General features: G+C 52.3%; 23 protein-coding genes, 1 tRNA gene and 3 pseudogenes. 5 read left to right on the top strand and 22 right to left on the bottom strand.

Annotated elements, in window-relative coordinates; genetic code table 11:
- Window positions 1-65 precede the first annotated feature (65 nt).
- A complete protein-coding gene (locus AC1MKH_RS08940; RefSeq protein WP_276220344.1) occupies window positions 66-1724 on the top strand; it encodes a glycerone kinase in 1659 nt (552 codons plus the stop codon).
- 477 nt (window positions 1725-2201) lie between these two features.
- Here AC1MKH_RS08940 and AC1MKH_RS08935 read toward each other — a convergent pair whose 3' ends face one another.
- Entirely contained in the window at window positions 2202-2501 is a 300-nt protein-coding gene (locus AC1MKH_RS08935; RefSeq protein ID WP_276220345.1) for a DUF2502 domain-containing protein, read from the bottom strand.
- Between the two features lie 205 nt (window positions 2502-2706).
- Between AC1MKH_RS08935 and AC1MKH_RS08930 the strand changes: the two are divergent.
- Window positions 2707-2853 (top strand): annotated as a pseudogene (locus AC1MKH_RS08930) (DUF4942 domain-containing protein); the annotation flags it as partial.
- A gap of 142 nt (window positions 2854-2995) precedes the next feature.
- On the opposite strand, the gene AC1MKH_RS08925 reads toward AC1MKH_RS08930, so the two are convergent.
- A tRNA-Ser gene (locus AC1MKH_RS08925) sits at window positions 2996-3083 on the bottom strand.
- Window positions 3084-3227: 144 nt separating this feature from the next.
- Window positions 3228-4814: an ABC transporter substrate-binding protein gene (locus AC1MKH_RS08920; protein WP_442961904.1), complete on the bottom strand. Its 1587-nt coding sequence runs from the start codon at window positions 4812-4814 to the stop codon at window positions 3228-3230.
- Window positions 4815-5051: 237 nt separating this feature from the next.
- Here AC1MKH_RS08920 and yccA point away from each other — a divergent pair, with 237 nt between their 5' ends.
- Both yccA and tusE read left to right on the top strand, forming a co-directional pair.
- Window positions 5052-5711 (top strand): FtsH protease modulator YccA, encoded by a 660-nt coding sequence (gene yccA, locus AC1MKH_RS08915; protein WP_015965039.1) that lies wholly within the window; start codon window positions 5052-5054, stop codon window positions 5709-5711.
- Window positions 5712-5797: 86 nt separating this feature from the next.
- The gene (tusE, locus tag AC1MKH_RS08910; RefSeq protein ID WP_015965040.1) at window positions 5798-6127 is read left to right on the top strand and encodes a sulfurtransferase TusE; all 330 of its coding nucleotides are present in this window, start codon (window positions 5798-5800) and stop codon (window positions 6125-6127) included.
- Here tusE and yccX read toward each other — a convergent pair.
- The 6 genes and pseudogenes from yccX to AC1MKH_RS08880 all read right to left on the bottom strand — a co-directional run bounded on the left by yccX (window position 6124) and on the right by AC1MKH_RS08880 (window position 13117).
- Window positions 6124-6405 (bottom strand): acylphosphatase, encoded by a 282-nt coding sequence (yccX, locus tag AC1MKH_RS08905; protein WP_276220347.1) that lies wholly within the window; start codon window positions 6403-6405, stop codon window positions 6124-6126. The two genes, tusE and yccX, sit on opposite strands and share 4 nt — an antisense overlap.
- A 420-nt stretch (window positions 6406-6825) precedes the next feature.
- Window positions 6826-6906: pseudogene (locus AC1MKH_RS08900) on the bottom strand (HumD family translesion DNA polymerase); the annotation flags it as partial.
- Between the two features lie 472 nt (window positions 6907-7378).
- The gene (locus tag AC1MKH_RS08895; protein ID WP_488452000.1) at window positions 7379-8656 is read right to left on the bottom strand and encodes a phage tail fiber protein; all 1278 of its coding nucleotides are present in this window, start codon (window positions 8654-8656) and stop codon (window positions 7379-7381) included.
- Between the two features lie 72 nt (window positions 8657-8728).
- A complete protein-coding gene (locus AC1MKH_RS08890) occupies window positions 8729-9370 on the bottom strand; it encodes a hypothetical protein (protein WP_327621772.1) in 642 nt (213 codons plus the stop codon).
- Window positions 9367-9666, bottom strand: a complete 300-nt coding sequence (locus tag AC1MKH_RS08885) for a hypothetical protein (RefSeq protein ID WP_147251875.1) — start codon at window positions 9664-9666, stop codon at window positions 9367-9369. The genes AC1MKH_RS08890 and AC1MKH_RS08885 overlap by 4 nt, the downstream gene beginning before the upstream one ends.
- Window positions 9667-9676: 10 nt before the next feature.
- A complete protein-coding gene (locus AC1MKH_RS08880; protein WP_327621773.1) occupies window positions 9677-13117 on the bottom strand; it encodes a TipJ family phage tail tip protein in 3441 nt (1146 codons plus the stop codon).
- 166 nt (window positions 13118-13283) lie between these two features.
- Between AC1MKH_RS08880 and AC1MKH_RS08875 the strand changes: the two genes are divergently transcribed.
- Window positions 13284-13511 (top strand): hypothetical protein, encoded by a 228-nt coding sequence (locus tag AC1MKH_RS08875; RefSeq protein WP_327621774.1) that lies wholly within the window; start codon window positions 13284-13286, stop codon window positions 13509-13511.
- Window positions 13512-13524: 13 nt separating this feature from the next.
- Here the strand turns inward: AC1MKH_RS08875 and AC1MKH_RS08870 are convergent, their stop codons facing one another.
- The 13 genes and pseudogenes from AC1MKH_RS08870 to AC1MKH_RS08810 all read right to left on the bottom strand — a co-directional run bounded on the left by AC1MKH_RS08870 (window position 13525) and on the right by AC1MKH_RS08810 (window position 23074).
- Window positions 13525-13782 (bottom strand): hypothetical protein, encoded by a 258-nt coding sequence (locus AC1MKH_RS08870; protein WP_327621775.1) that lies wholly within the window; start codon window positions 13780-13782, stop codon window positions 13525-13527.
- A gap of 32 nt (window positions 13783-13814) precedes the next feature.
- On the bottom strand, window positions 13815-14405 hold the full coding sequence (locus AC1MKH_RS08865) for a tail assembly protein (RefSeq protein WP_202823034.1): 591 nt from the start codon (window positions 14403-14405) through the stop codon (window positions 13815-13817).
- Between the two features lie 58 nt (window positions 14406-14463).
- Complete coding sequence (locus AC1MKH_RS08860) at window positions 14464-14877, bottom strand: hypothetical protein (protein WP_024262609.1); 414 nt, start codon at window positions 14875-14877, stop codon at window positions 14464-14466.
- 88 nt (window positions 14878-14965) lie between these two features.
- On the bottom strand, window positions 14966-15475 hold the full coding sequence (locus AC1MKH_RS08855; RefSeq protein ID WP_008323346.1) for a KilA-N domain-containing protein: 510 nt from the start codon (window positions 15473-15475) through the stop codon (window positions 14966-14968).
- Window positions 15476-15640: 165 nt separating this feature from the next.
- Window positions 15641-16351, bottom strand: a complete 711-nt coding sequence (locus AC1MKH_RS08850; RefSeq protein ID WP_276224674.1) for a C40 family peptidase — start codon at window positions 16349-16351, stop codon at window positions 15641-15643.
- A 1-nt stretch (window position 16352) separates the two neighbouring features.
- Entirely contained in the window at window positions 16353-17108 is a 756-nt protein-coding gene (locus AC1MKH_RS08845) for a phage minor tail protein L (protein ID WP_276224673.1), read from the bottom strand.
- The gene (locus AC1MKH_RS08840; protein WP_276224672.1) at window positions 17105-17452 is read right to left on the bottom strand and encodes a phage tail protein; all 348 of its coding nucleotides are present in this window, start codon (window positions 17450-17452) and stop codon (window positions 17105-17107) included. Before AC1MKH_RS08840 ends, AC1MKH_RS08845 begins: the two co-directional genes overlap by 4 nt.
- 3 nt (window positions 17453-17455) lie before the next feature.
- On the bottom strand, window positions 17456-20596 hold the full coding sequence (locus tag AC1MKH_RS08835; RefSeq protein WP_327621776.1) for a phage tail tape measure protein: 3141 nt from the start codon (window positions 20594-20596) through the stop codon (window positions 17456-17458).
- Window positions 20589-20894 (bottom strand): annotated as a pseudogene (locus AC1MKH_RS08830) (phage tail assembly protein T); the annotation flags it as partial. The gene AC1MKH_RS08835 and the pseudogene AC1MKH_RS08830, both read right to left, overlap by 8 nt.
- 8 nt (window positions 20895-20902) lie before the next feature.
- On the bottom strand, window positions 20903-21334 hold the full coding sequence (gene gpG, locus AC1MKH_RS08825; protein WP_113858058.1) for a phage tail assembly chaperone G: 432 nt from the start codon (window positions 21332-21334) through the stop codon (window positions 20903-20905).
- Between the two features lie 10 nt (window positions 21335-21344).
- Window positions 21345-22088 carry a phage tail protein gene (locus AC1MKH_RS08820; RefSeq protein WP_001704116.1) on the bottom strand — a complete coding sequence of 248 codons (744 nt, stop codon included), beginning with the start codon at window positions 22086-22088 and terminating at the stop codon, window positions 21345-21347.
- Between the two features lie 9 nt (window positions 22089-22097).
- The gene (locus tag AC1MKH_RS08815) at window positions 22098-22499 is read right to left on the bottom strand and encodes a phage minor tail U family protein (protein ID WP_001704117.1); all 402 of its coding nucleotides are present in this window, start codon (window positions 22497-22499) and stop codon (window positions 22098-22100) included.
- A complete protein-coding gene (locus tag AC1MKH_RS08810) occupies window positions 22496-23074 on the bottom strand; it encodes a phage tail protein (protein WP_276224669.1) in 579 nt (192 codons plus the stop codon). The genes AC1MKH_RS08815 and AC1MKH_RS08810 overlap by 4 nt, the downstream gene beginning before the upstream one ends.

Here is a 23074-nt window from a genome sequence, read left to right as displayed (position 1 = left end):
CTCTCTGACACGCGCTGCGCAGTTCACTGTGCAGACGTGTCACACCCTAAGCTCAGGAAACTGTTATGTCGCAATTTTTCTACAATCAACGCGAAAACCTCGTTAATGACGCTATTGAAGGGACGGTAATCTCCAGCCCCTGGAACAACCTTGCCCGACTGGACTGCGACCCTGCTGTCCGCATTGTGGTGCGCCGCGATCTGGATAAATCCAGTGTCGCCGTCATTTCCGGTGGTGGCGCAGGGCATGAACCGGCCCATGTCGGTTTCGTCGGGAAAGGCATGCTCACGGCGGCGGTGTGCGGCGATCTCTTCGCCTCTCCCAGCGTTGATGCAGTGCTTACCGCTATTCAGGCAGTCACGGGCGATGCGGGCTGCCTGCTTATCGTGAAAAACTACACCGGAGACCGGCTGAACTTTGGCCTCGCCGCTGAGAAAGCCCGCCGCATGGGCTACAAAGTGGAAATGGTAATTGTGGGCGATGACATCTCTCTGCCGGATAACAAACACCCGCGCGGGATTGCTGGCACTGTCCTGATCCACAAAGTTGCCGGGTATTTTGCCGAAACCGGCAGTAACCTGGACACGGTCGCCCGCGAAGCTCGTATGGCGATGAACCGGGTATTCAGTATCGGCGTTGCACTCTCAAGCTGCCATCTGCCTGCCGATCCGCAGGATAACGTGCGCCACCATCCGGGCCAGGCGGAACTGGGGATGGGGATCCACGGCGAGCCTGGGGCCGTTGTGGTCGATACACAGAACAGTGCCGACATTGTGCGTCTGATGGTTGAAAAAATCACCGCCGCATTACCGGATACGGGCCGCCTGATGCTCATGCTGAATAACCTGGGCGGCGTGTCGGTTACCGAAATGGCGATTCTCACTCGCGAACTGACCGCCAGCCCTCTGGCTACACGTACTGATTGGCTCATCGGGCCGGCGCCACTCGTCAGCGCCCTCGATATGAAAGGTTTTTCGATTACCGCGATGGTCATGGAAGATGGCATTGAAAAAGCACTGCTGGCAGAGGTGAAAACCGCAGGCTGGCTGCCGCCAGTACGCCTTCGCCCACAGCAAAACATGCCCTGCGATATCCGCAGCGCCCGGGTCGACTTTACGCCTTCCGAAAATGGGCGGGTTGGGCACTACGTTGAAACGGTTACCGCAACGCTCTCAGGGCTGGAAAGCGAACTCAATGCCCTGGACGCCAAAGTGGGCGATGGTGATACCGGCTCCACTTTTGCTGCCGGCGCGCGTGAAATCGCCCGCTTGTTGCACCATCATCAACTGCCGCTGGCTCAACTCGACACCCTGTGTGCACTGATCGGCGAACGCTTAACGGTGGTGATGGGCGGCTCCAGCGGTGTGCTGATGTCCATCTTCTTTACGGCGGCGGGTCAGGCTATTCATGAAGGTAAATCAGTCGTTGCCGCGTTACAGGCCGGGCTCGGTCAGATGAAGTTTTATGGCGGCGCAGATCTGGGGGATCGCACGCTGATTGACGCGCTGCAACCGGCGCTGGAGGCACTGGCGCAACATCCGGGGGATCTGGATGCGGCTTATCGGGCGGCTCAAGCCGGGGCCGATGCCACCAGCCACGCAACCAAAGCCAATGCAGGCCGGGCCTCGTATCTCAACAGCGACAGCCTGGCGGGGAATATGGATCCAGGTGCGCATGCTATCGCCATGGTCTTCAACGCACTGGCACAACGCACAAGCGCGTAATCAAAGACCTCGGGGACGGGCAGAAAGTCGCAGGTGACTGATTGAAATAGACATGAAGGGGGCAATTGCCCTCTTTTCCAGCGTAAACCTGCCAGCAATTCATCCCGGTGCGCATCCCTCTTCGCGCCACAGGCATCAGCGCGGAGCCCGGCACCGACACACCAGTCATTGTCAGCGTGGAACAGGGAAGACGGGTGATCGAGGCAGTTAAGGGCCGCCATGCCTGAAAAGGAAATACCGCATAGAACAAGTGCGACAGCCGCTTGCCGTGGAGAAAACACCATCCATCAATTCCCTGATAATCAATATCATCTTAATAAAAGACACGTGATAAAGAGGGGAATTGCACTTAAGTAAAATCAACTCAATGAATATAATTGTTTGTATTTATCCATAAGATCAGGGAGATATACTGCAACAATTCTGGATAGCTTTATTTATCAAAAGATAAGGCCTGAAACAGGCCTTTTTCCCTACTCAGTTATGGTGATGATGTTTCTTCTGGTCATGCTTATAGGCCTTTTGGCCGTCTTTATAGCCTTTCTCATAAGCTTTGCGCTGTTTCTTCGCTTTTTTACGCCAGTGCTTATCGTGCCATTCATAATGGCGATCCCAGTAATCCCGGTTTTGCCAGTGGTTACCATCCCAGTAATGACCATATGAATCGCGATCGCCAATTTGTAGTTTAATTGAAGGTAATAACGTTATCTCTTCCGCCTGAGTCATCAGTGGCTGTGACGCCAACAGCACAGCGGCCAGTAATAGTATCTTTCGCATTTGCCTCTCCTTAACAAGTGCATATTAATTGATACAATTTATCACATCCCTGTTACCTGTGACCCAGGCTAATTCTGCTTTTACCTTTTCTTATCCCTTAATAGCACCGGTATGATTAAATTCGGTACTGCTCTTTGCTAAGGCCACATTTTTCGTCCTGAGATAAAGCATTTAAGATCATCGTGCAGGGCTGGTGAAATATTTTCATGAAAACAGGCGCAGTAATCACTATGAGGATGAGATGTTTGTGATCACGTACTTTCAGAAGGGAGTCGCACACACCGTATTCAAGCGACCTGAGCGGGTCGAAAAGCTGAATGACATCATCGCCCGACATTATCCTGGAACTTAGGCTGCAAGATAAAACAGATGCTAGTCACGAATCTGTCCGATGTATTCTTGAACTCACCAACGCGAGCCTGACGGAAATGGCATACTGGAAACCGACAGAAAAGCAAAAACCCCAGACAATTTCTTGTCTGGGGTTTCATATTTGGCGGAAGCGTAGAGATTCGAACTCTAGAACCCTTTCGGGTCGCCGGTTTTCAAGACCGGTGCCTTCAACCGCTCGGCCACGCTTCCAATGAGGCGCACTATAAACATCCCGCCCCGACCTGTAAAGCCCCATTTTGATCGTTTGCCTGAAAAACAGTCAAAAACGTGTTATTCGTCTGAAATTACAACAAAATGGCGAGTTTTTCGGCACTTACAGCGCGCTCATTTTGATTAATGCTTCTTGATGTACATATCTTTTGTGAAGTAATAACCCAGTCTGTCGGGCGTAAAACCACCCACCCACGGTTTCACCAGGTGCGAACGTACATAGTGGTATACCGGAATAGAGGGCACATCCTGCGCTAACAGATCTTCTGCCTGCTGATAATAACGTCCGCGCGCGGCGATATCAGGGGCTTTAGCCGCATTCAGCAACGCCGCATCGTAGGCCGGGTTGCTATAGCGGCTGGTATTACTGCTGTCGCCGGTGCGGAAGTTGTTGAGGAAGGTGGTGGCATCGTCATAATCGGCAATCCAGGCGTAGCGCACGGCGTCAAAATTTCCCGTGCGTTTCGCGTCGAGCATGGTTTTCCACTCCTGGTTTTGCAGTTTGGCCTCAACACCAAGATTTTTCTTCCACATCGATGCGGCGGCAATAGCAATACGTTGATGCGACTCAGAGGTGTTATAGAGCAGATTAAAGCTCAGCGGGTGGTCGTCGCCAAAACCGGCTTCCGCGAGCAACTTTTTAGCTTCGGCAATCCGCTTCTCGCGCGGCCAGCTGGCGTAGTCAGGATTTTTTAGCGTGATACCGCCTATCTCCGGCTGACTCACCAGCCAGGCCGGGCGTTGCCCCTGCCCCAATACTTTCCCGGCAATGATGTCTTTATCCAGCGCCATATTCAGCGCGCGGCGCACGCGGGCGTCGTTGAAAGGTGGGCGGGTGGTGTTGAGTTCGTAGTAATAGGTCGCCAGATGGGGAGAGACATCGAGCTGCTCCGGCATCGTTTTCTTCAGCAGCGCAAACTGGTTAATCGGCACCGTTGAGGTAATGTCGATTTCTCCCGCCCGATAGCGGTTCACATCCGCGGCTTCCGATGAGATGGGCAGATAAGTGACCTGATTGATCACCGTGTGGGCGTCATCCCAGTAGCGTGGATTGCGTTTGCCGACAATGCGCTCATTCACCACCCATTGAGACAACGTATAGGGCCCGCTGCTGACAAAGTGTTCAGGCTTAGTCCATTTCTCGGCAAATCGGGTAACCAGCACCTTATCCAGCGCCACCAGCGACGGGTGCGCCAGCATCGGTAAAAAAGCTGCGGTAGGCTGAGTGAGCGTAATTTCCAGCGTTTTATCATCAAGCGCCTTAACGCCCAACGTATCTGGCGCTTTTTTCCCTTCGGCGATATCAGCAGCATTGACGATATTCATATTTCCCAGATAGCTGGCGTAAGGTGACGCCGTTTTCGGGTCAACCAGCCGCTGCCAGCTCCAGACGACATCCTGCGCGGTAATCGGTGTACCGTCGGACCACGTAATGCCCTCGCGCAGATGGAATATCCAGTTACCTTTGTTTTCCCACGATGCCGCCAGCCGGGGTTCAATCGTGCCATCAGGCTTCACCGCCACCAGCCCGTCGAACATATCGCTGATGATATTAAATTCAACGTCGCTTTCCACTTTATGCGGGTCCAGCGAGGCGGGCTCGCTGCCGTTGTTTCTGACCAGTTCCTGTTTATCCGCAAGTACCGTGCCTTCCGGTACGTTCGCCGCACTGACAGCGGTAGTGAAGAACGCCAGCCCTGTTACCAGCATGATGGCGGTAATACGGTTGTGATGATGTGGTTTCATTTCCCTTGCCTTTATTTTAATTGTCGAGACACCCTCTTCACTCTTAGCGCTGGTATCAAAATAAGGCAATGGTTTTCAGTCACCTATAAGAGGTTGATCTCGCTCTTTGCGCTGAGTAAAGATGGGTAAAAGGATTAGGGGATATGCAGGACATTTCTTATGCTGTTTCACTATTAATATCCATCATAAAGAGAGTGAATCATGGATCGCATAATTACCTCATCGCGTGACCGCTCGTCCCTGCTGAGCACGCATAAAGTTCTGCGTAATACCTATTTCCTGCTGAGCCTGACGCTGGCGTTTTCGGCGATCACCGCAACCGCAAGCACCGTGCTGATGCTGCCGTCTCCGGGATTGATTCTGACGCTGGTCGGCATGTACGGCCTGATGTTCCTGACCTATAAAACCGCGAACAAACCGACCGGGATTATCTCCGCGTTCGCCTTCACCGGCTTCCTCGGTTATATCCTGGGGCCAATCCTCAACGCCTACCTTTCTGCCGGTATGGGCGACGTGATTGGTATGGCGCTGGGCGGTACCGCACTGGTGTTCTTCTGCTGCTCGGCCTACGTGCTGACCACCCGCAAAGACATGTCCTTCCTCGGCGGTATGCTGATGGCAGGCATTGTGGTAGTGCTGATCGGTATGGTGGCGAACATCTTCCTGCAACTGCCGGCTCTGCATCTGGCGATCAGCGCAGTGTTCATTCTGATCTCTTCAGGCGCGATTCTGTATGAAACCAGCAACATCATTCACGGCGGAGAAACCAACTACATCCGCGCAACCGTGAGCCTGTATGTGTCGCTGTACAACATCTTTATCAGTCTGCTGAGCATTCTGGGCTTCGCCAGCCGCGATTAACGCAGACTAAACGCCACAAGGCCTCGCTTATGCGGGGTCTTTTTTTTTGCTACACTGCCCACCGTTTGTATGACGTGTGAAAAATTATGTTGATCTACGAAGACAAAGAAATTGAGACCGATAACGACGGTTATCTGAAAGACTCCACCCTGTGGAGCGAAGGCATGGCGGTTGCCATTGCCGCGAATGAAGGCATTGAACTGAGCCCGGAGCACTGGGAAGTGGTGCGTTTTGTCCGCGAGTTTTATCTGGAGTTTAACACCTCCCCCGCTATCCGCATGCTGGTGAAGGCGATGGCCAATAAGTTTGGCGAAGAGAAAGGCAACAGCCGCTACCTTTATCGTTTATTCCCGAAAGGCCCGGCTAAGCAGGCGACGAAAATTGCCGGCCTGCCTAAACCGGTAAAATGCATTTAATAGCGAATGCTGAAGCCATCCCACGCTTTCTGGGGTTGATGCGGTTCGGCCAGAACCCGGTCAACTCTGGCGCTGCGTGGGCCTCCGGCTTTTAGCCACGCCAGCAACGTTTCCACCTGCACCTGTTCGCCGCAGGCAACCACTTCCACGCTGCCGTCGTCCATATTACGGGCATAGCCCTTAAGCCCTAACCGTAGCGCTTCTCGCTGAGTGCTGTAGCGAAACCCTACGCCCTGAACCAGGCCATAGACCCACGCAATGGTGCACACTGATGCCATTTTGCCTCCCGTCGCAATCCCTGAAGTTCCGTTAAGTATGACATTTTCCAGACGTTTTACCGAACGCGGGGCCGCAATATTGCCATGTTCATTGCAATTGGACGGCGAAGTCGGGAAAATGCAGCCCTTCCCATCGAATAGCCAGAATAATTATCTATATACGCCTCAATTTTTGAAGAACACTGAAGAACGCCCAAGAGCATGTGTTTTCTTTAGCTAATTCAATATGTTGTAAGTATAACCCGTATGAAATTCGGTTAAGTTCATATGACCCTAAATGCCCCAAAACAGCCAAAAACCGCCCTCAAATGTCCCACCCATGCCCCAAGGAATTTCATTGTTTTGTGTCTTTTTTAGCTGTTTTTTCCTGCAGTTACGGACCTTATACGGGAAGCCTATACGTTAATTTAGTCCGTCAGATTAGACCACTGGGTTGTCATCGAACTCACCAGAACGTGCATCATTGATGATGTACGTGATCACCCCGAAAACACCTCTTGATGGCGAACTACCATCGAGCACTTTTGCTGCTCACCACCTTATCCGTCACTCCTTTGGAGGCAATCTTCAATGCCTGGTTGAATGCAATAACTGTTACTGGCCTTTGCTGAAATTTGACCCGGTTGGAGTGACTCTGAAAAACGTAAACATCGTGGGGATATTTGTCCCTGCGCCTCTGTACAATGTGGCGAACAACGGCTGGTACAGATAGGATTTTCTCTTCAAATCTTCCGTTCGCCTCCACGACAAGGGAGTCACCTATAAGGTTACCGTAACGCAGACTGACCACCCTACCAATGCCGACCGGTAAGATATGCAGAAGAACCCATAAATCTGACCATGTGTCGCTGATATCTTTCAGTTTACAATTTATCGATGCGAATTCATGTAACGTTAACTGGCTCATGTTGTGTACTTTTTTTTCTGGCTGATTTGCACCAAGCTTATCAAAAAAAAATGGACAAAATCATGATTAGCTCTCATTCCCGCGCTCATGCAAGCTCCGGCTGTAAACAGAGTCAGCCGGCATTTCTACGCGCACGGAAACGAACTGATCGGCAGGGATATCTACCGGCTCCCCCTCTTCGATTCCGTCTCGTTCATTTCTGGCGAATACTGGGGCGGTTGGATATGTGCGATGATAAGTTCTAACCAAAATGGAACCGTCCGCATTAACTTCATAATCAAGCCAAATCAGCGGCTGCTTGTTGCGGTCAGTAGGGATATCAAAACCGCCATCTATGCCGCCCCAGGAGGCATCAACATTAAGGCCAGTGCAGCCCTCAATAAGGTATTCACCTAATCCTATTCTGGTTACAGCACACCCTTCAGATTCATCATTTAATTCATATGAGCCATCAGCAAATATTTGTACTATCGGAGACGCCGCTTTCAGCGTTCCATCGGAGGCTTTCGTGGTATTTGCGGTTGTGTATACCTGTGCCCACGTAGAATATGTGGAGCCGTCGATATTCTGTAACCATAATCTTGGTGTTCCAAAATAAGTTTGAGCCATTCTCGTTCGGTATGTTCCGGATACTGACATTACAAGATGTGCATAGCCGTAAACAGAATCAGGGTTAGTATTCCCGCCAATTCCCTGACTGAAAAATCCAGTATAGGTATCAGCAGGTGGAGTTATGGTATTAGCACCCAATCCAAATGCGCCGACTTTCAATACCCGCCCCGATGATGTATCTGTCGAACTGGTTTGGGTGTCAGCAGTAGAGCTACTTCCTAAACTGAGGTTTGTGCGAGCATCTGCGGCTGTCTTTGCGCCGGTTCCCCCCTGGGCAATACTCAGTGCTGTAGTTAACCCTTTCAGCTCTGTGATATCGCTGTTTGCCCCTTTCCGGGCGAGGCCGCCGATGGCTGGAATGCTGAGGCTGGTGCCGTTGATTGTCACAGTGACCAGTTGGTTCGCTGAGGTGCTGGCGAACGTCTCCCATGCTCCGATATTCTCGTCGTACTCGTTAATGAACTGCGACATACTCTGCGCCAGGCCATCGACTGAGAGACTGTCGGTAACGAGGATGCCGTACTTCTGTCCGCTCAGTGCCGGTGACGCAGCTGGGGTAACGGTTAACGATGTGCCGCTGTTGATAGCTGTAATCTGGAACATCTGAACCGGGTTAGAGAGCACAATAATGGTCTGGCTCACGCGAACCTGGCTGGCGGGTGCTGTCCAGTTCGTCCCGGTGCCGGTTGCGGTATTCCCGTTGATGCTGATGGTTCCGGTGTTATAAATCATATTTACTCCAGGCATAAAAAAACCCGCCGGAGCGGGTTTGAAGTTTAATAAATGTATGAACCGACTATATCGTTAAAGATTCGGTAGAATAGCGAATGGGATTTTCAGTCCGTATGGCTTTAAGGTATTTGCCCACGACACCTGATTTCGATTTATCCAGACAACCTGCAGCGTGCCTCCCGAGAATTTAAAAAACAAACCTGAATATCCGGAAACAGTACCGTCAGTATTGAGATTCCCCGGACAATCGCTGGCCAGTAACCAGGTGTTTGTGCCAATGCTCTGTGAATAGGCTTTATTGTCTAAATCATAATTTGCAGGTATTTCAAAAAAGCCTGTCACGCGTGGTATTTTTGCTGCTGTCACGGCTGACCATACAAGTTTTCCCTGCGCGTTGAACACATCGACATAGCCACTTGTGGTTGTGACATCATAGCCAGTACGAGCCATTGTTCCCGCATTAGCCGTCATGTAGGGGTAACCGAAGATAACCTTCGCATTGTTATTGAACTTGAACCACTGCAAATCGTTATTGTAAGGAAAGGGATTTATTGCAAACCCCATATCCGTACCGTTTCCAAGTGGCGTTGAAATTTCGAAATAGCCAGTATCGGAAATGGTCGAGTAAACTTTTGAATCACGATAATAAGTACCGTAAAAGTCAGAGTCGACCACCTTCGCGCCTACTGTATTGAAGGACTGGAATCCACTCATATGAATGCGTACACATTAACAGTCACTGTATGAGCATAAGCATATTTTAAAAGAATAAATGTTCTTATTCCTCCATCGTATGCCCGACAGTAGTAATAACCAATTTCACGGCCCGCTGATACCGATACTGGCACCGCAAAGTAACCAGCTGCTGTTGCACCTGCATAACTTGTGGTAACGACCGTCGCACTTGCAGGGACTGAAATAACCAGAGAGCCCACATAACGACAATTATAATCACCAATGTCAGCGACAAGATTGCCTGATGCATCCCAGCATTGTACCCCTTGAGGCATAATCAACTCCTTACCATAAGCCCATACGAACGCGCAGAACGTTGTTGTTATCGTAAATCTGAATCAATGTATTACTGATAACCATCCGACCGGTTCCCGCGCTGCCATTTATATAAAATGTTCCGGCTTTATTGATGTGCCAGCCGGTGCTGTTCGCGACATAGTTATTGGACTGAATGTAGTTACCGATTTTGGCGTTGCTGATAGTTCCATCACCGATTACCGTATCCCGGATAATCGTCTGTCCATTCTGAATAACGAACGGTAGCGTCGTCACGCCGCCGACAGCCGTTGTCACGGCAAAGCGGTCCGCCAGGAATATCACCTGCGACTGCATGCCGCTGGGCGTATTCTCAACGCCTATCCCCATACCCGCCGCGTAGTATTGTCCGTTACTGGCCAGACCAACTTTGATTGAATACATCGCAGACATTTTGCCGTTCACATCAGCAATCGCATTAGCGTTTGTCGTAATGGATGAGGTATGCCCTTCCACCGTTGCGGTGATGTCGTTGATTTGTGTCGCCGTCGCCTGCTGGTAATTCGACACCGTCTGGCTCAGGCTGTTAATGGAAGCTTTGTTACCAGCGACATCCGTCTCCAGGCTCAGCAGCGATTCAGCTGTGGCCTGCTTCTCATCGACGATAACCTGATCGATGCGGTCCAGTTGCGCGCTGTTTCCGGCAACCGTGGCTGAGAGCGTTTTCCGCGTGGCGACCTGCGCCAGGTTTCCCTGTATAATCGCGATGGCGGAGTTCTTCATCTGCCCGGCCACGCCGTCCATACTTAGCGCGATTTCATCGATTTTAACTGCGGCTTGCGCCAGCCCGTCAGCGTTCTCCTGAATCTCTTTGGCCTGTTGCTCAAGGTCATCGACTGCCTGTTTAATATCATCAGCCATGCCAGCAACTTTCTCACTGGTGTCGACGGCATTCTCAACCAGGTCCTTAAACACCTCGGAGTCTTTCATATCCTCCAGGATGGAATCCGTGATATCCGAAACATCGATGCTCGACTGCCCGCGGACAAAATCCGTAAAGCCAGACTCATTGCCTGTTCTGTCCACCAGCTGAGCGCGGTACCAGAATATTTGCCCCGCCTTCAGGCCCATCTGCTGATACTTGCGCTGCGGGTAAGGTACGTCGGCCAGAAGCATCGCATCGTCTTCTGTTCCGGTCAGGCTGTACTGAATTTCCGTCTTCAGCGTGTCGTCGGTGTTCTCCGGGAATCCCCAGTTCAACTCAATACCGAATACCACGTTTTCAGAAGCGGTGAAGCCAACTGGCTTCGGTGGATTGCCCACTTTACCCGTCAGCGTTTTCTCTTCCGAATAGCCCCATCCGGACGATATTTCTGCGGCATTGATAGCGCGTACGCGCACCAGGTAGCGTCCGGCATAAATCCCCGGGACGTCGAATGACGTGGTGGAGCTACGCGGCACGTTAACCCAGTTCCCGTCGTTGCGGCGCCATTGCGCTTCATAGGCGATAGCGTTCTGCGCCTGGTCCCAGCTGACGCGCATCGTTTCGATGCTGATGTTCTGCTGAACAACTGAAAACGAACTGATAACGATGTTGGCAGGCTGCGACTGATTGCCCGGCGGGATCACGCTCACCGGCCGCTGGTCAATGATGGCGCCTGTATCGATACGGGCATATTTATCCGGGTCGTGCCATGCGCCGGTAATCGAGAAAGTGCCATCATCGTTATCGGAAACGCTGACAACACGATACTGCTGCGCGTAAAGCTCGTCAGATTCAACCACCCAAACAGCTTCGGCCTGTGGCGTCTCACTGTATGCCGTGGTGACTGTGGCTGATTCCCCGTTCACGGCCTGAATGGTCCTGCTCTGCGACGCTCCGGAAGGCAGGTTGAGAATAAGGCGATCACCAGCTGCTGCATCTGCCACGCGGTCAAGCTTGATAACGCGACCGTTAACAGCGCTGATACGTCCGCCCATAACCTTTCCGGAAAGCAGCTCGTCTGCCACGGCGATGATGTAGCCCGGCTGCGGAATGTTTCCGTCCAGCCCGACATCAAACGAAACAACGCGATCCTTGTTGTTGGTGAGAATACCCCAGCGCCCCTTTCGGTTCGCTTCTGACTGCCTGGTGCAGCCGATGGCTGTCATTTCCAGTTGATTGAAGCCGTACCGCGCAACCAGCGCCTGCTCGAATACCGGCTCCATCGCGTCTGCGTAGGCGTTTCCGGGATCGGACCATGAAACCAGCGCTGTGGTGTAGCGGCTTTTCGTGGTGCTGCTCGAATATGTGAATCGACCGCCAACAACGTTAGCGCGCGTGTAGCTGTAATCAACATCGCGCGGCATGTCAGCCAGGGCCACAATCTGATCCCCGCCCCAGTAGGTCATGCCACGGAAGATAGCAGCAAAATCACGCAGGACTGTGTAGGCATCGTTCCGGTCCTGAATGTACACATTGCAGGTATAACGTGGTTCGGTACCACTTCCGCCTTTGCCGTCTGGTACCATCTGATCACAATACTGGGCAACCTGATAAAGCGTCCATTTATCAATATTCGCAGCGGTCAAACGGTGCCCAAGGCCGAACCGGTCAGAAACAACCAGATCGTAAAAAATCCACGCAGGGTTATCCGTCCATGCCCATTTAAACGCACCGGTCCATGTACCGCTATAAGTGCGGGTTTCAGGGTCGTAGGTATCTGGAACGCGGATAACGCGGCCGCGCGGTTCGCATGAAATTTGGGGAATAGAGCCGTTGAACTGGCTTGAGTCGAATTCGATGTAGAGCAGCGCGGTGTTCGGGTAACGTAGTTTGGCGTCGATCACCTCGGTGAAGCTCTGCAGCGTCATCGTGTCGCCGATCTTCGCGCTGTTGGCGTCAGAGGTAATCTTACGCAGGCGTATTGTCCAGGTGCTGCCAGCCTGCGGTAAATCGATACGGTGGCTGCGCTCATAACCAGACGTCGTTTTGCCTGTCACGCTGGTATTGAGTACCGTCTGCCATGTGCCGCCGTCCGTCTGCAGGTCAATCGCATAATTGACCGAGTAACCCACCAGATCGCCGTCGTCTTCCTGTTTGAAAAGCGAGGGCCATTTCAGACGCAGGCGAACTGCTGAAAGCTGCGTATTGGTAAACGTGCGCGTCCAGGCTGTAGCGCTTGATACCTCAGTTCCCACGCTGATTTCGTTTTCGGTACCGGGAATACCCTGAATATATTTTTGTGCCTGAGTTCCCGCGCGAAATTCCCACGTTACCCCGCTGAAGTTTTGGGAACCATCGGCATTCTCCAGGGCCGTTCCGTCCAGGTAGATATCTTTGCCGGTTAGCTGCCCTGCAAACTCCCCTTCCCCAAGCGCAACGAGGATTTTGGCCTTCGCTACAGATTGCAGATCATCTGGCTGTTCAGTTGGAGTGCGTGTCTTTGAACTACCGCTTTTGCGGCCTTTAATCGCGGTTGCAGTTGCCATATTGCGTCCATAAAAAAAGCCACCCGAAGGCGGCTACTGTTTAAATATCAGGCTGTTGATAACAGAAATCCCTGGTTAATGTGTAAGCTCAGCCCGCCAGTGGTGGTCACTGGCGCACTAATTACCGACGGTGCGGCTGATGACCTCGGTATAACAGGAGTTTATAATGAGCTTTAACAAAGAAGACCAACAGGATGAAGCGTTGGCGTTTTTATTAGCCGTCGCCACTGTCGAGTCTGGTGATGCTGGAGCTTTCCGCCAGCGCGTGACTCAGTATATGAATAAGGCATACGGTGAAGATACATCAAAAATGACGATGCAAGAGCAAGGCCGAGCCGAGGCGGTATCCAAATTGTATGCCAAGGCTGATAATATTTACCATCGCATCAAGTAATGCTTTGCCCCGGTTAAGCCGGGGTTTTTAATCCGGCAATTGCATTAATGGCATATTCTTTAGCGCGTGCTTCAACTTCGGCAAAAGAGCTACTTGGATTGAAATCCTCCTGATAGATAAACACCAACTCATGGGGCGCATTGATTTGTTCCAGCTTGCAAACTGTAATTTTGGTTGTAACAGTTTTAATCGTTTTAATTTCTAAATCAGGAACGAAGCTTACATATTCAAATCGTGAACCCATTTCAGGGAATCCTACAGTCATTTCCATAACGCTCTCCTGCCTTTCGGCTAATTAATGATTTATTGTTGATCTTCGACGTAGATACCCGCTGAAATAATCGCCCCGCCGATACGGCGCTTGCCGTAAAGGAGCGGCACCGGGTACCCTTGCGCCGCGGTGTTTGTTACACCACCGAATGCGTAGGATGCGCGGTTATCTGCACTTTGTTTGCTGGCTAATCCGGTTGGCTGAGGAGATAACATCTGGACGACGCCACCCGCCATCATAGCTCCACCAGCCATCATTACATTTACACCCCAAGCCTGGGCAAAACCAAATGTAGCAATGGCACCTACTGCAACAATAACAGCACCCAATATTGTCTGAAGTAAACCAGCCTTTTTGCTTCCGATGATAACCGGTACAATCCTGACCACTTCACCAGTTACCGGAAAACCTAGGTCATCAACTCCTATGTTTTTCTTTCCTTTAAAAATGGCAAAGGTTAGTCCGCGGCGCTTGCTGTTTACCATATAACTTTCAAACCCGGTGATTGTTTTTGCGAGTGCTACACCTGCTTCAGAAACTTTACTGATAAGTCGCCAATGAGTTTTACCAAATATTTTACCGGGTTCGCCGCCGAGCTCAATTCGAGTCATTACTTCAGACATATAAACCTCTTAATAATAAAAAACCCCGCCTGAGCGAGGTTATATATAATTGCTGCATTCAAAATGCTGTAGGGTAGATACCAAAATCACCGTTGGTTCCGTAACCAACTCTAAACATCAATACCCCAGTATCTGTCACCTTACCCGACTGTTCGCTCATGCCTCCGCCACACATACCTTTGGGCCAAGCGCTAAAGATATGATCTCCAATTTTGGGATAGACCGTTACCTTTTGAGCTGTGTCTAAGTCTGCGACCTCCTTGCCATCAACATAAACTCGGGTCATGCAGGCGCTGCCCATAAAACCAGAGTCTCGTTTGATTATTACCTTGCCAGTCCCTTCTTTTTTAACTAGCAGTGTATTGCTGATAACCTGTTTTGCAGGAACATCCTGTGCTTGTTCATTTGTTACCGGCTTAGTTGCACAACCGGCAACCATTAAGATGGAGGTAAAAACTAAAATTCTTTTCATATCCCTATCCCCTTTGGTCAATTTTGCCAAAAGAGTAGCAGGGATCGAGCGGTAGCAAAACCGAATGTTATCTTGGTTCACGCGCCCTTTAAATACCGGGGAGATACATCTGTACTTCATCAGCTACACGCTCCCGTGCTGTGTGTAGAAGCCGCTTGCGGCCACCAACACCCCACTTGGCCATCTGGCTGGCGCACTGGCTGATCGCTTTGGTTTCGGTGTTAATCACATGGTCGATTTTATTCAAGCGAGACATGGCATCGAACCCGCGACGCATTAGCATTTGAAATGTCTCATAGACTTTGATTTCAAAAAGCGGATTGAGCCAGGCTGCATAGCGTATAGCGATAAGTTCAAGCCCCCAGGAGCCCTGAAATGGTCCCCCCTTAATTGTCATAACCGATGCGATTTTCTTCGCATCGCTCAAGGCTTGAACAAATCGCCTTACTTGCTTGGTTTTGAGAAACTCACCTGGTCGCTGTGATTCAGTGGCTTTGCCTTCAGCCACCGCTGCGGCGTGGAGATCATTAAGATTATAACGTCCTTCGTTATCGACACGAACTGATACGCCGTTTACAGATACGGTTGGATATTGCATATCGGATTACCTTTTAGTGATGAACCTTGTCGCACAGGAAAACGGCCCCAAGAAGGCTCCGACAGCCAGCCGGTTCCTCAAGGTGCATCCTGAAAGGTTCTTGGTTTGAATTGCGCGTGCGGTGCGCGGTGAAATGCGGGGTTTAAAAAAACCCACCTGAGTGGGCTATAGAAGCGTTTTATATCTGACGATCTTCATCGTCCTTTCCTGCCAGTAGCCACCATACGGCACGCGCTGGCTTAGGTGTCCGTACAGGTGATGCAGCAGCATATTGCCCTCCAGCAAAATTCCCGCGTGGTTCCACTTTTCAGCCTGGACCTGCATGATTACCATATCGCCTGGTTTCGGTGGCCCGTCGAATTCACGGAATCCGCACTCATACCAGCAATCCTGATAGAAGTTGTCCGGATAGTCGTTTTCCCACCAGGGATAATCCACACGATAATCGTGCAATTCAATGCCGTGAGTTTGCCGGAAATAACTCATTACCAGCCCCCAGCAGTCGAAGTGACCAAGCACAAACGGACGCTCCAGCAGCGGCAGTTCCCCACGCGGCTGGATGGTGCGTAAATCCCCCTCCGGCCAGCTCACAATATGCCAGGGTAAAAGCGTTGCATCGCATTGCGCTTTATCCAGTTCGCTCGGTTGTGTCGTGGCGTCAGGGTGACTGTGAACGATGGCGATCACCGTACCCCAGTCCTCAGCAGCGGCATAGTCTTCTGGCGACAGGTGAAAATGTTCTGTCGGCTCGGTAGCGAGGTTACGACATGGAAAATATTTCTCTACCCGGCTCTTTTGCGCCACCACGCCGCAACACTCACGAGGATATTCAGCTGCAGCATGCGCCATAATCGCACCGATGGTTTTCTGACGCATATCAGCTCCTGATCAACGACGTTCCAACGAATCCGCCATGCGATAACTCATTACCTTTGCCAAAACGTAGCTCACATGCCGCCAACGTACCGTTGCATTCATCCAGAGACGGATCGCTCACCGGGTTGTTGTTTTTGTCGAAATAGCGGGTTCCGGCATAGTCGCAGCCGTCGCCGGTACGATATTTATTCCGGATGCACCAGGTACACAGGGAATGAAGCTGTCGCGTCGGTATCATCAGCCCCTGCAGGTCCATCGGGCTGGACAGCGTGAACTCAACCACCTCGTTAGTTTCGCTACTCTTTGCATCGATGTAGAAAACTTTCAACTTTTCCTGCGTCGGGTCAGCCGTCGTATTGCCGCCAGCGAAGTTTTTAGCGTCAAGGTACTGCGCCAGCGTATCGTGAATCGTAACCTTAGCCTGCAGAAGGTCGTCATACGCCAGGCATAGCGCTGTAATGGAGCTGTCGAGGTTAGCAACCGATAATTTGGGTTGCGCGCTGCTCCCACTGGTAGATGCCTCGATCCCCTCAATCTGACAAGGCCAGGCCTTATATTCTTCTCCCTGCCACCAGATAGATTTTGCCGGGAGCTTTTCCTCATCCCCGCCTGCTTCGGCGATTTCCTCCGGCGTATGAGCAATATTATGCGCATGGAAACGAAGCACATCGCTAACACCAAATGCGGTGCCATCGACATCAAAAAGCCGGACAACGCTGCCCGGCTCAAGTTTCTGATAATCTGCGTTTAAGCTCATGGTTTGAATGCCTGTTCGAAAGTTGCTGTAACGGTCTCCACTTTTTTATTCAGGGTGACTCGTTGGAGGCTGTCTGCCTCAACACGCCAGAGCGCCAAATCACCTCCATGAGGCGTGAAGGTGAATGATTTGGTCTTATGCCTACGGAGAAAAGCGTGAATCTCCCTGGCCGTCACCGGATCGCCGGTAAAAGAGAAGGCATAATTCAGTACCTCATCGTTAAGACCCGACCCGCTCACCTGTTTATACCCATCGCCAAACTGTGCCGTTCTCACTGTGTCTTTGCTGCTGAGTGTCGGCTGACTGGCAGCCTGAATCCGCCAGCTAAAATGCTCTATGGCCATCAGTTACCTCTGTTTATTAGCATTCCAGATAATCCCGCCAGGCCGTATCTCACGGGCGATGCCATCTCGCACCGAGCGATCAATCACCTTCTGGTAAGCCTGTTCGAGCGCGACACTATTTTGTTGCTGCTTCTGGTCGCCGGATTGCCCGGTTGTAACTGAAACAGGGGCATAAACACTTACGCCACCCATGCCAGCTCCGGCTGCGCTCCCGCCGCCGACCAGCCCCCCCGACGCATACCCGCGCATGAGTCGATAAAGATTGGCCACGCCGATACGACTGGTTGACTCTTTGGTGAAGACGAACTCCCCGCGATGAACCACGCCTGCAGGCTCATATTTGCCGCCGTGCCCGGTATATCCACCTACGTCAAAACCCTGTGGCCGGAATGACGGGACAGAGAATGACTGACCTGCAGAGGAAGTTTTCGCCCCACCGCTCACCCAGCCCATTGCGCTCTGGATGGCGTAAGCCACCAGCAGCTGGTTGATAACGGACACAATCATTTTAAGGATAGAGCTGGTGAAGTCCCGGAAGCTCGCCTTCCCGGTTGTAGTCAGGCTGGTAAGCTGGCCCGCCAGCCCGCTGAACGTTGCCTGCGAAATCTGCTGAACGGAGCTGAAGACGTTTGTCGCCGAATCCTGATATTCAGCCCACCCTTGTTTCGCACCGGCCAGCCAGTTTTCTCGCAAAGCATCCTCAGCCGCAAATGTCGCTCTCTGCTCTTCCAGAACTTTCTGCTGAGCCTGAGGATTATACGAATAGCTCTCGCTGAGACGTTGCAGCGTAGATTGCCGCCCGGCCTCACGTGTAGAGACACCCTCAGACTGAGCCTGCAATCCGGCCCTCGCAGCTTTTTGCTGCTGCTCAAATTTCTCAGCCTGATCGGAAAGTTGGTTAAGTTTCTGCTGGCTGGCAATCTTATCGCCCAGATCGGCCAGTTGCCGCTTGTACTCGAGCGTTTCTTCCTTGTGCGCCAGCAGGGATTTTTCCTGCGCCGTAAGCTGGCGACGACCAGCAGCCTCCTGCAGAACGGTGAACTGATTTTCAGTCTGCCAGAGATCCTGACGCTGTTTGCTTATGACGTCGTTTACGCTGGTATGTTGCTCGAGCGTTTTAAGCTGGGCCTGAAGGGTGAGAAGTTCAGCCTGCGCCTTCTCCTCGGCTTTGTCCCCGGCTGGTGTTGAATAGCTTTTGCCTTTCGGCGTTTTGGGATCCTTCCACTGCTTTTCAATCCCGGCGCGGGCTGCGGCAATGTCCTTATCAGTCCAGAGAGTGGCGATACCGTCTTTCGCATCCTGGCGATTTTTCTCAATAAGCTGATTGAGTTTTTTCTCTGCTGAAGCCCGTTTTTCTGCCGCCGTCGTGCCAGACTCTACAAGCTGGTTAAACTGCTGCTGACTACGAATAGCCTGGTCCTGCTGATCCGTCCGCATTTTCTCCCGCGCGGCTGCCAGCCCTTCCTGGGCATATTGCTGATCGGCGAGATCGTAAGCCTGCTTTTTCAGCTCCACCTGCTGGCGAGCATTTCTCAGCCTTTCCGCATCAGCTTTCTGCAGAGCGTTGTTACCGGCATAATCCGGGTCGACCTTTAGATTGCTGGAGAGCGCGCGGTACTCTTTCTCTGCAGCCTGCCACTCAGCAAAAGAATCCTGCCGCTTCATCGCTGTGTCAGGATTACGCCCTACCCCGAGCATCGCATCCCACGCGCCTGAGGCAGCATTCTTCACCCAGTTCCAGGCTTTTTCAAGGGAGCCGAGGTTGTCTTCAACCGCCCCGGCGCGCTGGATAACGGCATCAGAATATGCCCGCATCGCCAGCTCGGCAGCCTTCTGCGAATCTCCCAGCGCCTGGGCAGAAGCTATCTGTTCATACTGGGTGGCCGTCAAAAAGTGAAGAGAATCGTTGAGCGTCGCGACCGCGTTAACCGGATCATCCTTAAGACGTTTAAACTGATTTATGGTTTCATCGACGGCCTGCCCGGTAGCCTGCTGCAGTCTTGCTGCAACATTACTGACCATGCTGACGTCATTACCGCTGAACGCACCGCTTCCAACGACCTGCGCCAGCACGCCTGCAGCGGCATGCTGCGTAATGCCATTACCGGCCAGCGAGCGGGCCAGCGCCTGAAGCTGCCCTGATGTTTTCCCTGCGTAATTTCCGGTCAGGATCAGTTGCCTGTTAAATTCCTCTGACTCTTTACTGCCGTCATACCAGGCTTTACCAAGACCATAAACCGCTGTGGCAATTCCACCAACCATGCCGGCGATACCCAGACCACGCAGTGACAAAAGCTGGTCAATCCATCCTGCCCGGTTAGCCAGAGTGATTCCGGAACCGCGTAGCGCACCGAAATTACCGCGCATCACTTCGCCGATGAGTATCCCAAGCTCCTGCCTCGCGGCGGCACTTTGCAGACCGAGTCCGTGTGTGGCGACTTTGGCAGCTTCGAGTTTGCGGATATAAACCTCAGCCGCATCACTGGCACCAACCTGTGCCGCTTTCATGCGCAGAAGTTCTGTACCGGAAAGTTTTTGTTCGACTACCTGTTGCTTCAGTTGCTGCAAAAAGCGGGTTCGCGCGGCAGACGACTTCTCCTCCACAACCTGCAGCTCTTTTTGTCTGGCTACTGTACGAGAAATTAGGGCGAGATAATCCTGTTGTGTGATGTTGCCCTGTGCCCTTGCCGCGCGAAAACGCGCCTGCACATTCGCAAGCGACTGTGTTTCACCACTGAGCTGACGAACGCCATCAATCTGGCGGAAAAATGATGCCGCAAGTTCATCCTGTCGACGGGCAAGCGCTGCGGCCTGTCCGTCGTTCTCACGCATACGCTGATTAAGCTCGGTAACGCGGCGATGAGTTTCATCAACGGACTTAGAAACGCTCTGCCAGTCTTTGGTCAACCCTTCCGCTGCGGCTGACTGACGGGCTTTCATGTCTGCGGCAGCCGCCGCGCCAGCGTCACTAACGGTTTTAAACGCAGCCGCCTGCCGCTCGGAGGCGCGCTGCATTCGCGTCTGGGCTTTGTCAGAGTCCTCAGCCATCCCGTTTAGCTGGCCCTTTATGCGAGCAACCTGCTCACTAAATGTGGCGCTGTCGACATCCAGGTTGATAACCAGATCGCTAATCTGCTGGGCCATAACGGATACCTCCTGTGATCCCCTCAGCTGCAGTCATCAGCGCATCATCATCCGGCTCGTCATCGCTGATAACGATCTCGGAAGCAGAAAGAAGGCTGAAATGTGCGGGGGTAAGCTCCGGGTCGCGGAAGAAAAGAGTAGAAATGGAATAAAGCAGCTCGGAAAAATGCGCATCGAGCTGCGCGTCCTGAAAATAATGCTCCCGGTAGAACTGGTGCCAGTCGCCCAGCTCACTGGAAGTCATTCCAGCCAGCATGGCGCGCCAGTCGGGTCGTCCGAACTCGCGCGCCAGATTCAGGACAAACGTTAGCTCGCTGGTAAGGGCTTTTCCGCCGTAACGGGTTCTGCGCTTTGGGCCTCCGCGGAGGCATCAGGATCGACAGCATTGTCATCCTCAAGCGGAGCAAGCATGCCGGAGAGCAGCTTTATCTCCATTTCGGCTTTACCGATTGCTACCGGCGGCCAGCCGTTCAGGACCTGCTGATACAGTGTTTCGACGTCCGTACCGGCCGGATCGTTATGCCACAAAGACATTGCGATTAAGCGTGCACCGCTACGAATATTCGAGCCGACCAGCCGGGCCGTCATTTCCTGATCGCTGATGCCGTCGCTGTCAGTACTCACGGCCTTTTCCTCAGCGGCCATAAATGTGATGTATTCAATACGCTGAAGCGCTGACAGCTCAAAGATGGTCAGGGATTCTGTTTCCCAGTTGAACTTCTTTTTTTTCAGAAACATGCGTCCTTCCTTATGCTGCAGTTACGGTGACTTTGCAGACCGCAACGAAATTACCGTCGCTGGTCATAACAATAACGTCAGCGGTGCCTGCTGCTACGCCGGTGACGGTGATCGCGTTGCCGCTAACGGTGACAGTTGCTTTTGCCCCGTCTGAGGTTGCCACACGGAACGAGGTGTCTGAGGCGCTGGCAGGGTTCACCGTCACATTGAGCGTTGTGGTTGCGCCGACGGCCACGCTTGCCGTGGCTTTATCGAGCGTAACGCCGGTCACGGGGATATTCGGGGTCCCGCTTTCTTCTGCCAGTTCCGGCTTGCCGGTATTGGTGATCTTCGCTGTACGGGTAATGACCTCTTTTGCCGGAATGGCTTTACCCAGGCTGCTGCACCAGCCGCGGAAAACGTCGACGGTACCGTTCGGGTATTTGATTTTGTAATAGCGTACTGAGCCATCAATAAACCATGCGACAAGGTCTTTTTGGCCTTCTTCGCCCGGCTTCCAGGCGAGGGTGAACGAGGTATCGCCAGCAGATTTTGCCCCCTGGGCCGTCGCGTTCCAGTCGGCATCCTCGTCGTCGAGGTAAGTGTCGTCATACGATTCGGCGGTCATTTCGCCCGGCGTCAGCTCTTTAATTTTCGCCAGGCGGTTCCAGTCGATATCCGAGAGTGGGTTAGCGAAAGCGTTGCCCGTTCCGGTGTAAAGCCAGAGAGTGGTACCGGCACCTTTCACGGGGGCCAGCGGGTTTGGAGTAGGCATAAGTACCTCTTAAATTGAATAGGTGATTAAGTACGTGAAATCGACCGAACCCCAGGTGGCCATTTCATCATCCCGCTGATAGTCATAACCCTGCGGGGTGAACGTCTCGACCAGTTCGGTCAGACCGGGGATGAAGGCCATTGCCGGATACACTTTCTCTTCCATCCAGGAATCAAGCGCGCTGTCGGGGCTGGAGGCTTTAAGAAATACCTCGATGTGAACAACCGCCTGCCACGAATCTTCATCAAGCGAATCGCCGGTGTACTCCGCGTCAGAAAGGTATACAGCCACGGCAGGGAGATCCTGCTCTTCAAGAAAAACAGGGCGCCCGTCAAACCAGGTGACCGTGTCGGTGATCTCGGCTTTCAGTTTTGCCAGAATGGCTGCACGAATTGCGCTGTGTCTGTTCATCGCTTCAGGTGGATCCTCAGTTGGTTTTTCAGGGCTGCGGAAAGTTCTTTGGGCATATCGCTTTCAATGAGGCGCTTTGAAATAGCGGTGAAGGCCACGGTGAGCGGTGTCTCAAGAGGAACTTTGACCACATCAATCGGATAACGGGCCTGACCTACGCGCCGCATGACCTGCCAGCGCCCGTTCGAGAGCTGTTGGATAAAAGCGTTACGAAAGGTATAGGGCCCGATTTTAAGGACGCTGCCCGCTCCGTTTCTGGCCCCTTTTTTACGCGAGAGCCGGACGCGTGCCGTGCCGAGCTTTATCGCAGGAAGATTACCGCGGTTGATTTTTATCGACGCGACCGGGCGATCGTGACGGGCCTTGCGCAGACGGGAACGCTGGCGGAGCAGACGAACCGGAAGCCCCTTTTTCCGGTTATCATCAACTGTTGCTTCTTTCGCTACAGCTTTGCTCCCCTGGCTTATCGTTCTGCTGGCCACCCGGTTTAGTGCTTTTGCGGTTGCCTCAGGAACGATTAACCGGCTGAGGATGTTCAGGTTCTGAATAGCCCTTTCCAGTCCTTTCACAGACAT

This window comes from Pseudocitrobacter sp. CD920760 (assembly GCF_057782505.1).
The sequence above is the reverse complement of the archived record's forward strand: the minus strand, read 5'-3'. Positions and strand labels throughout refer to the sequence as shown.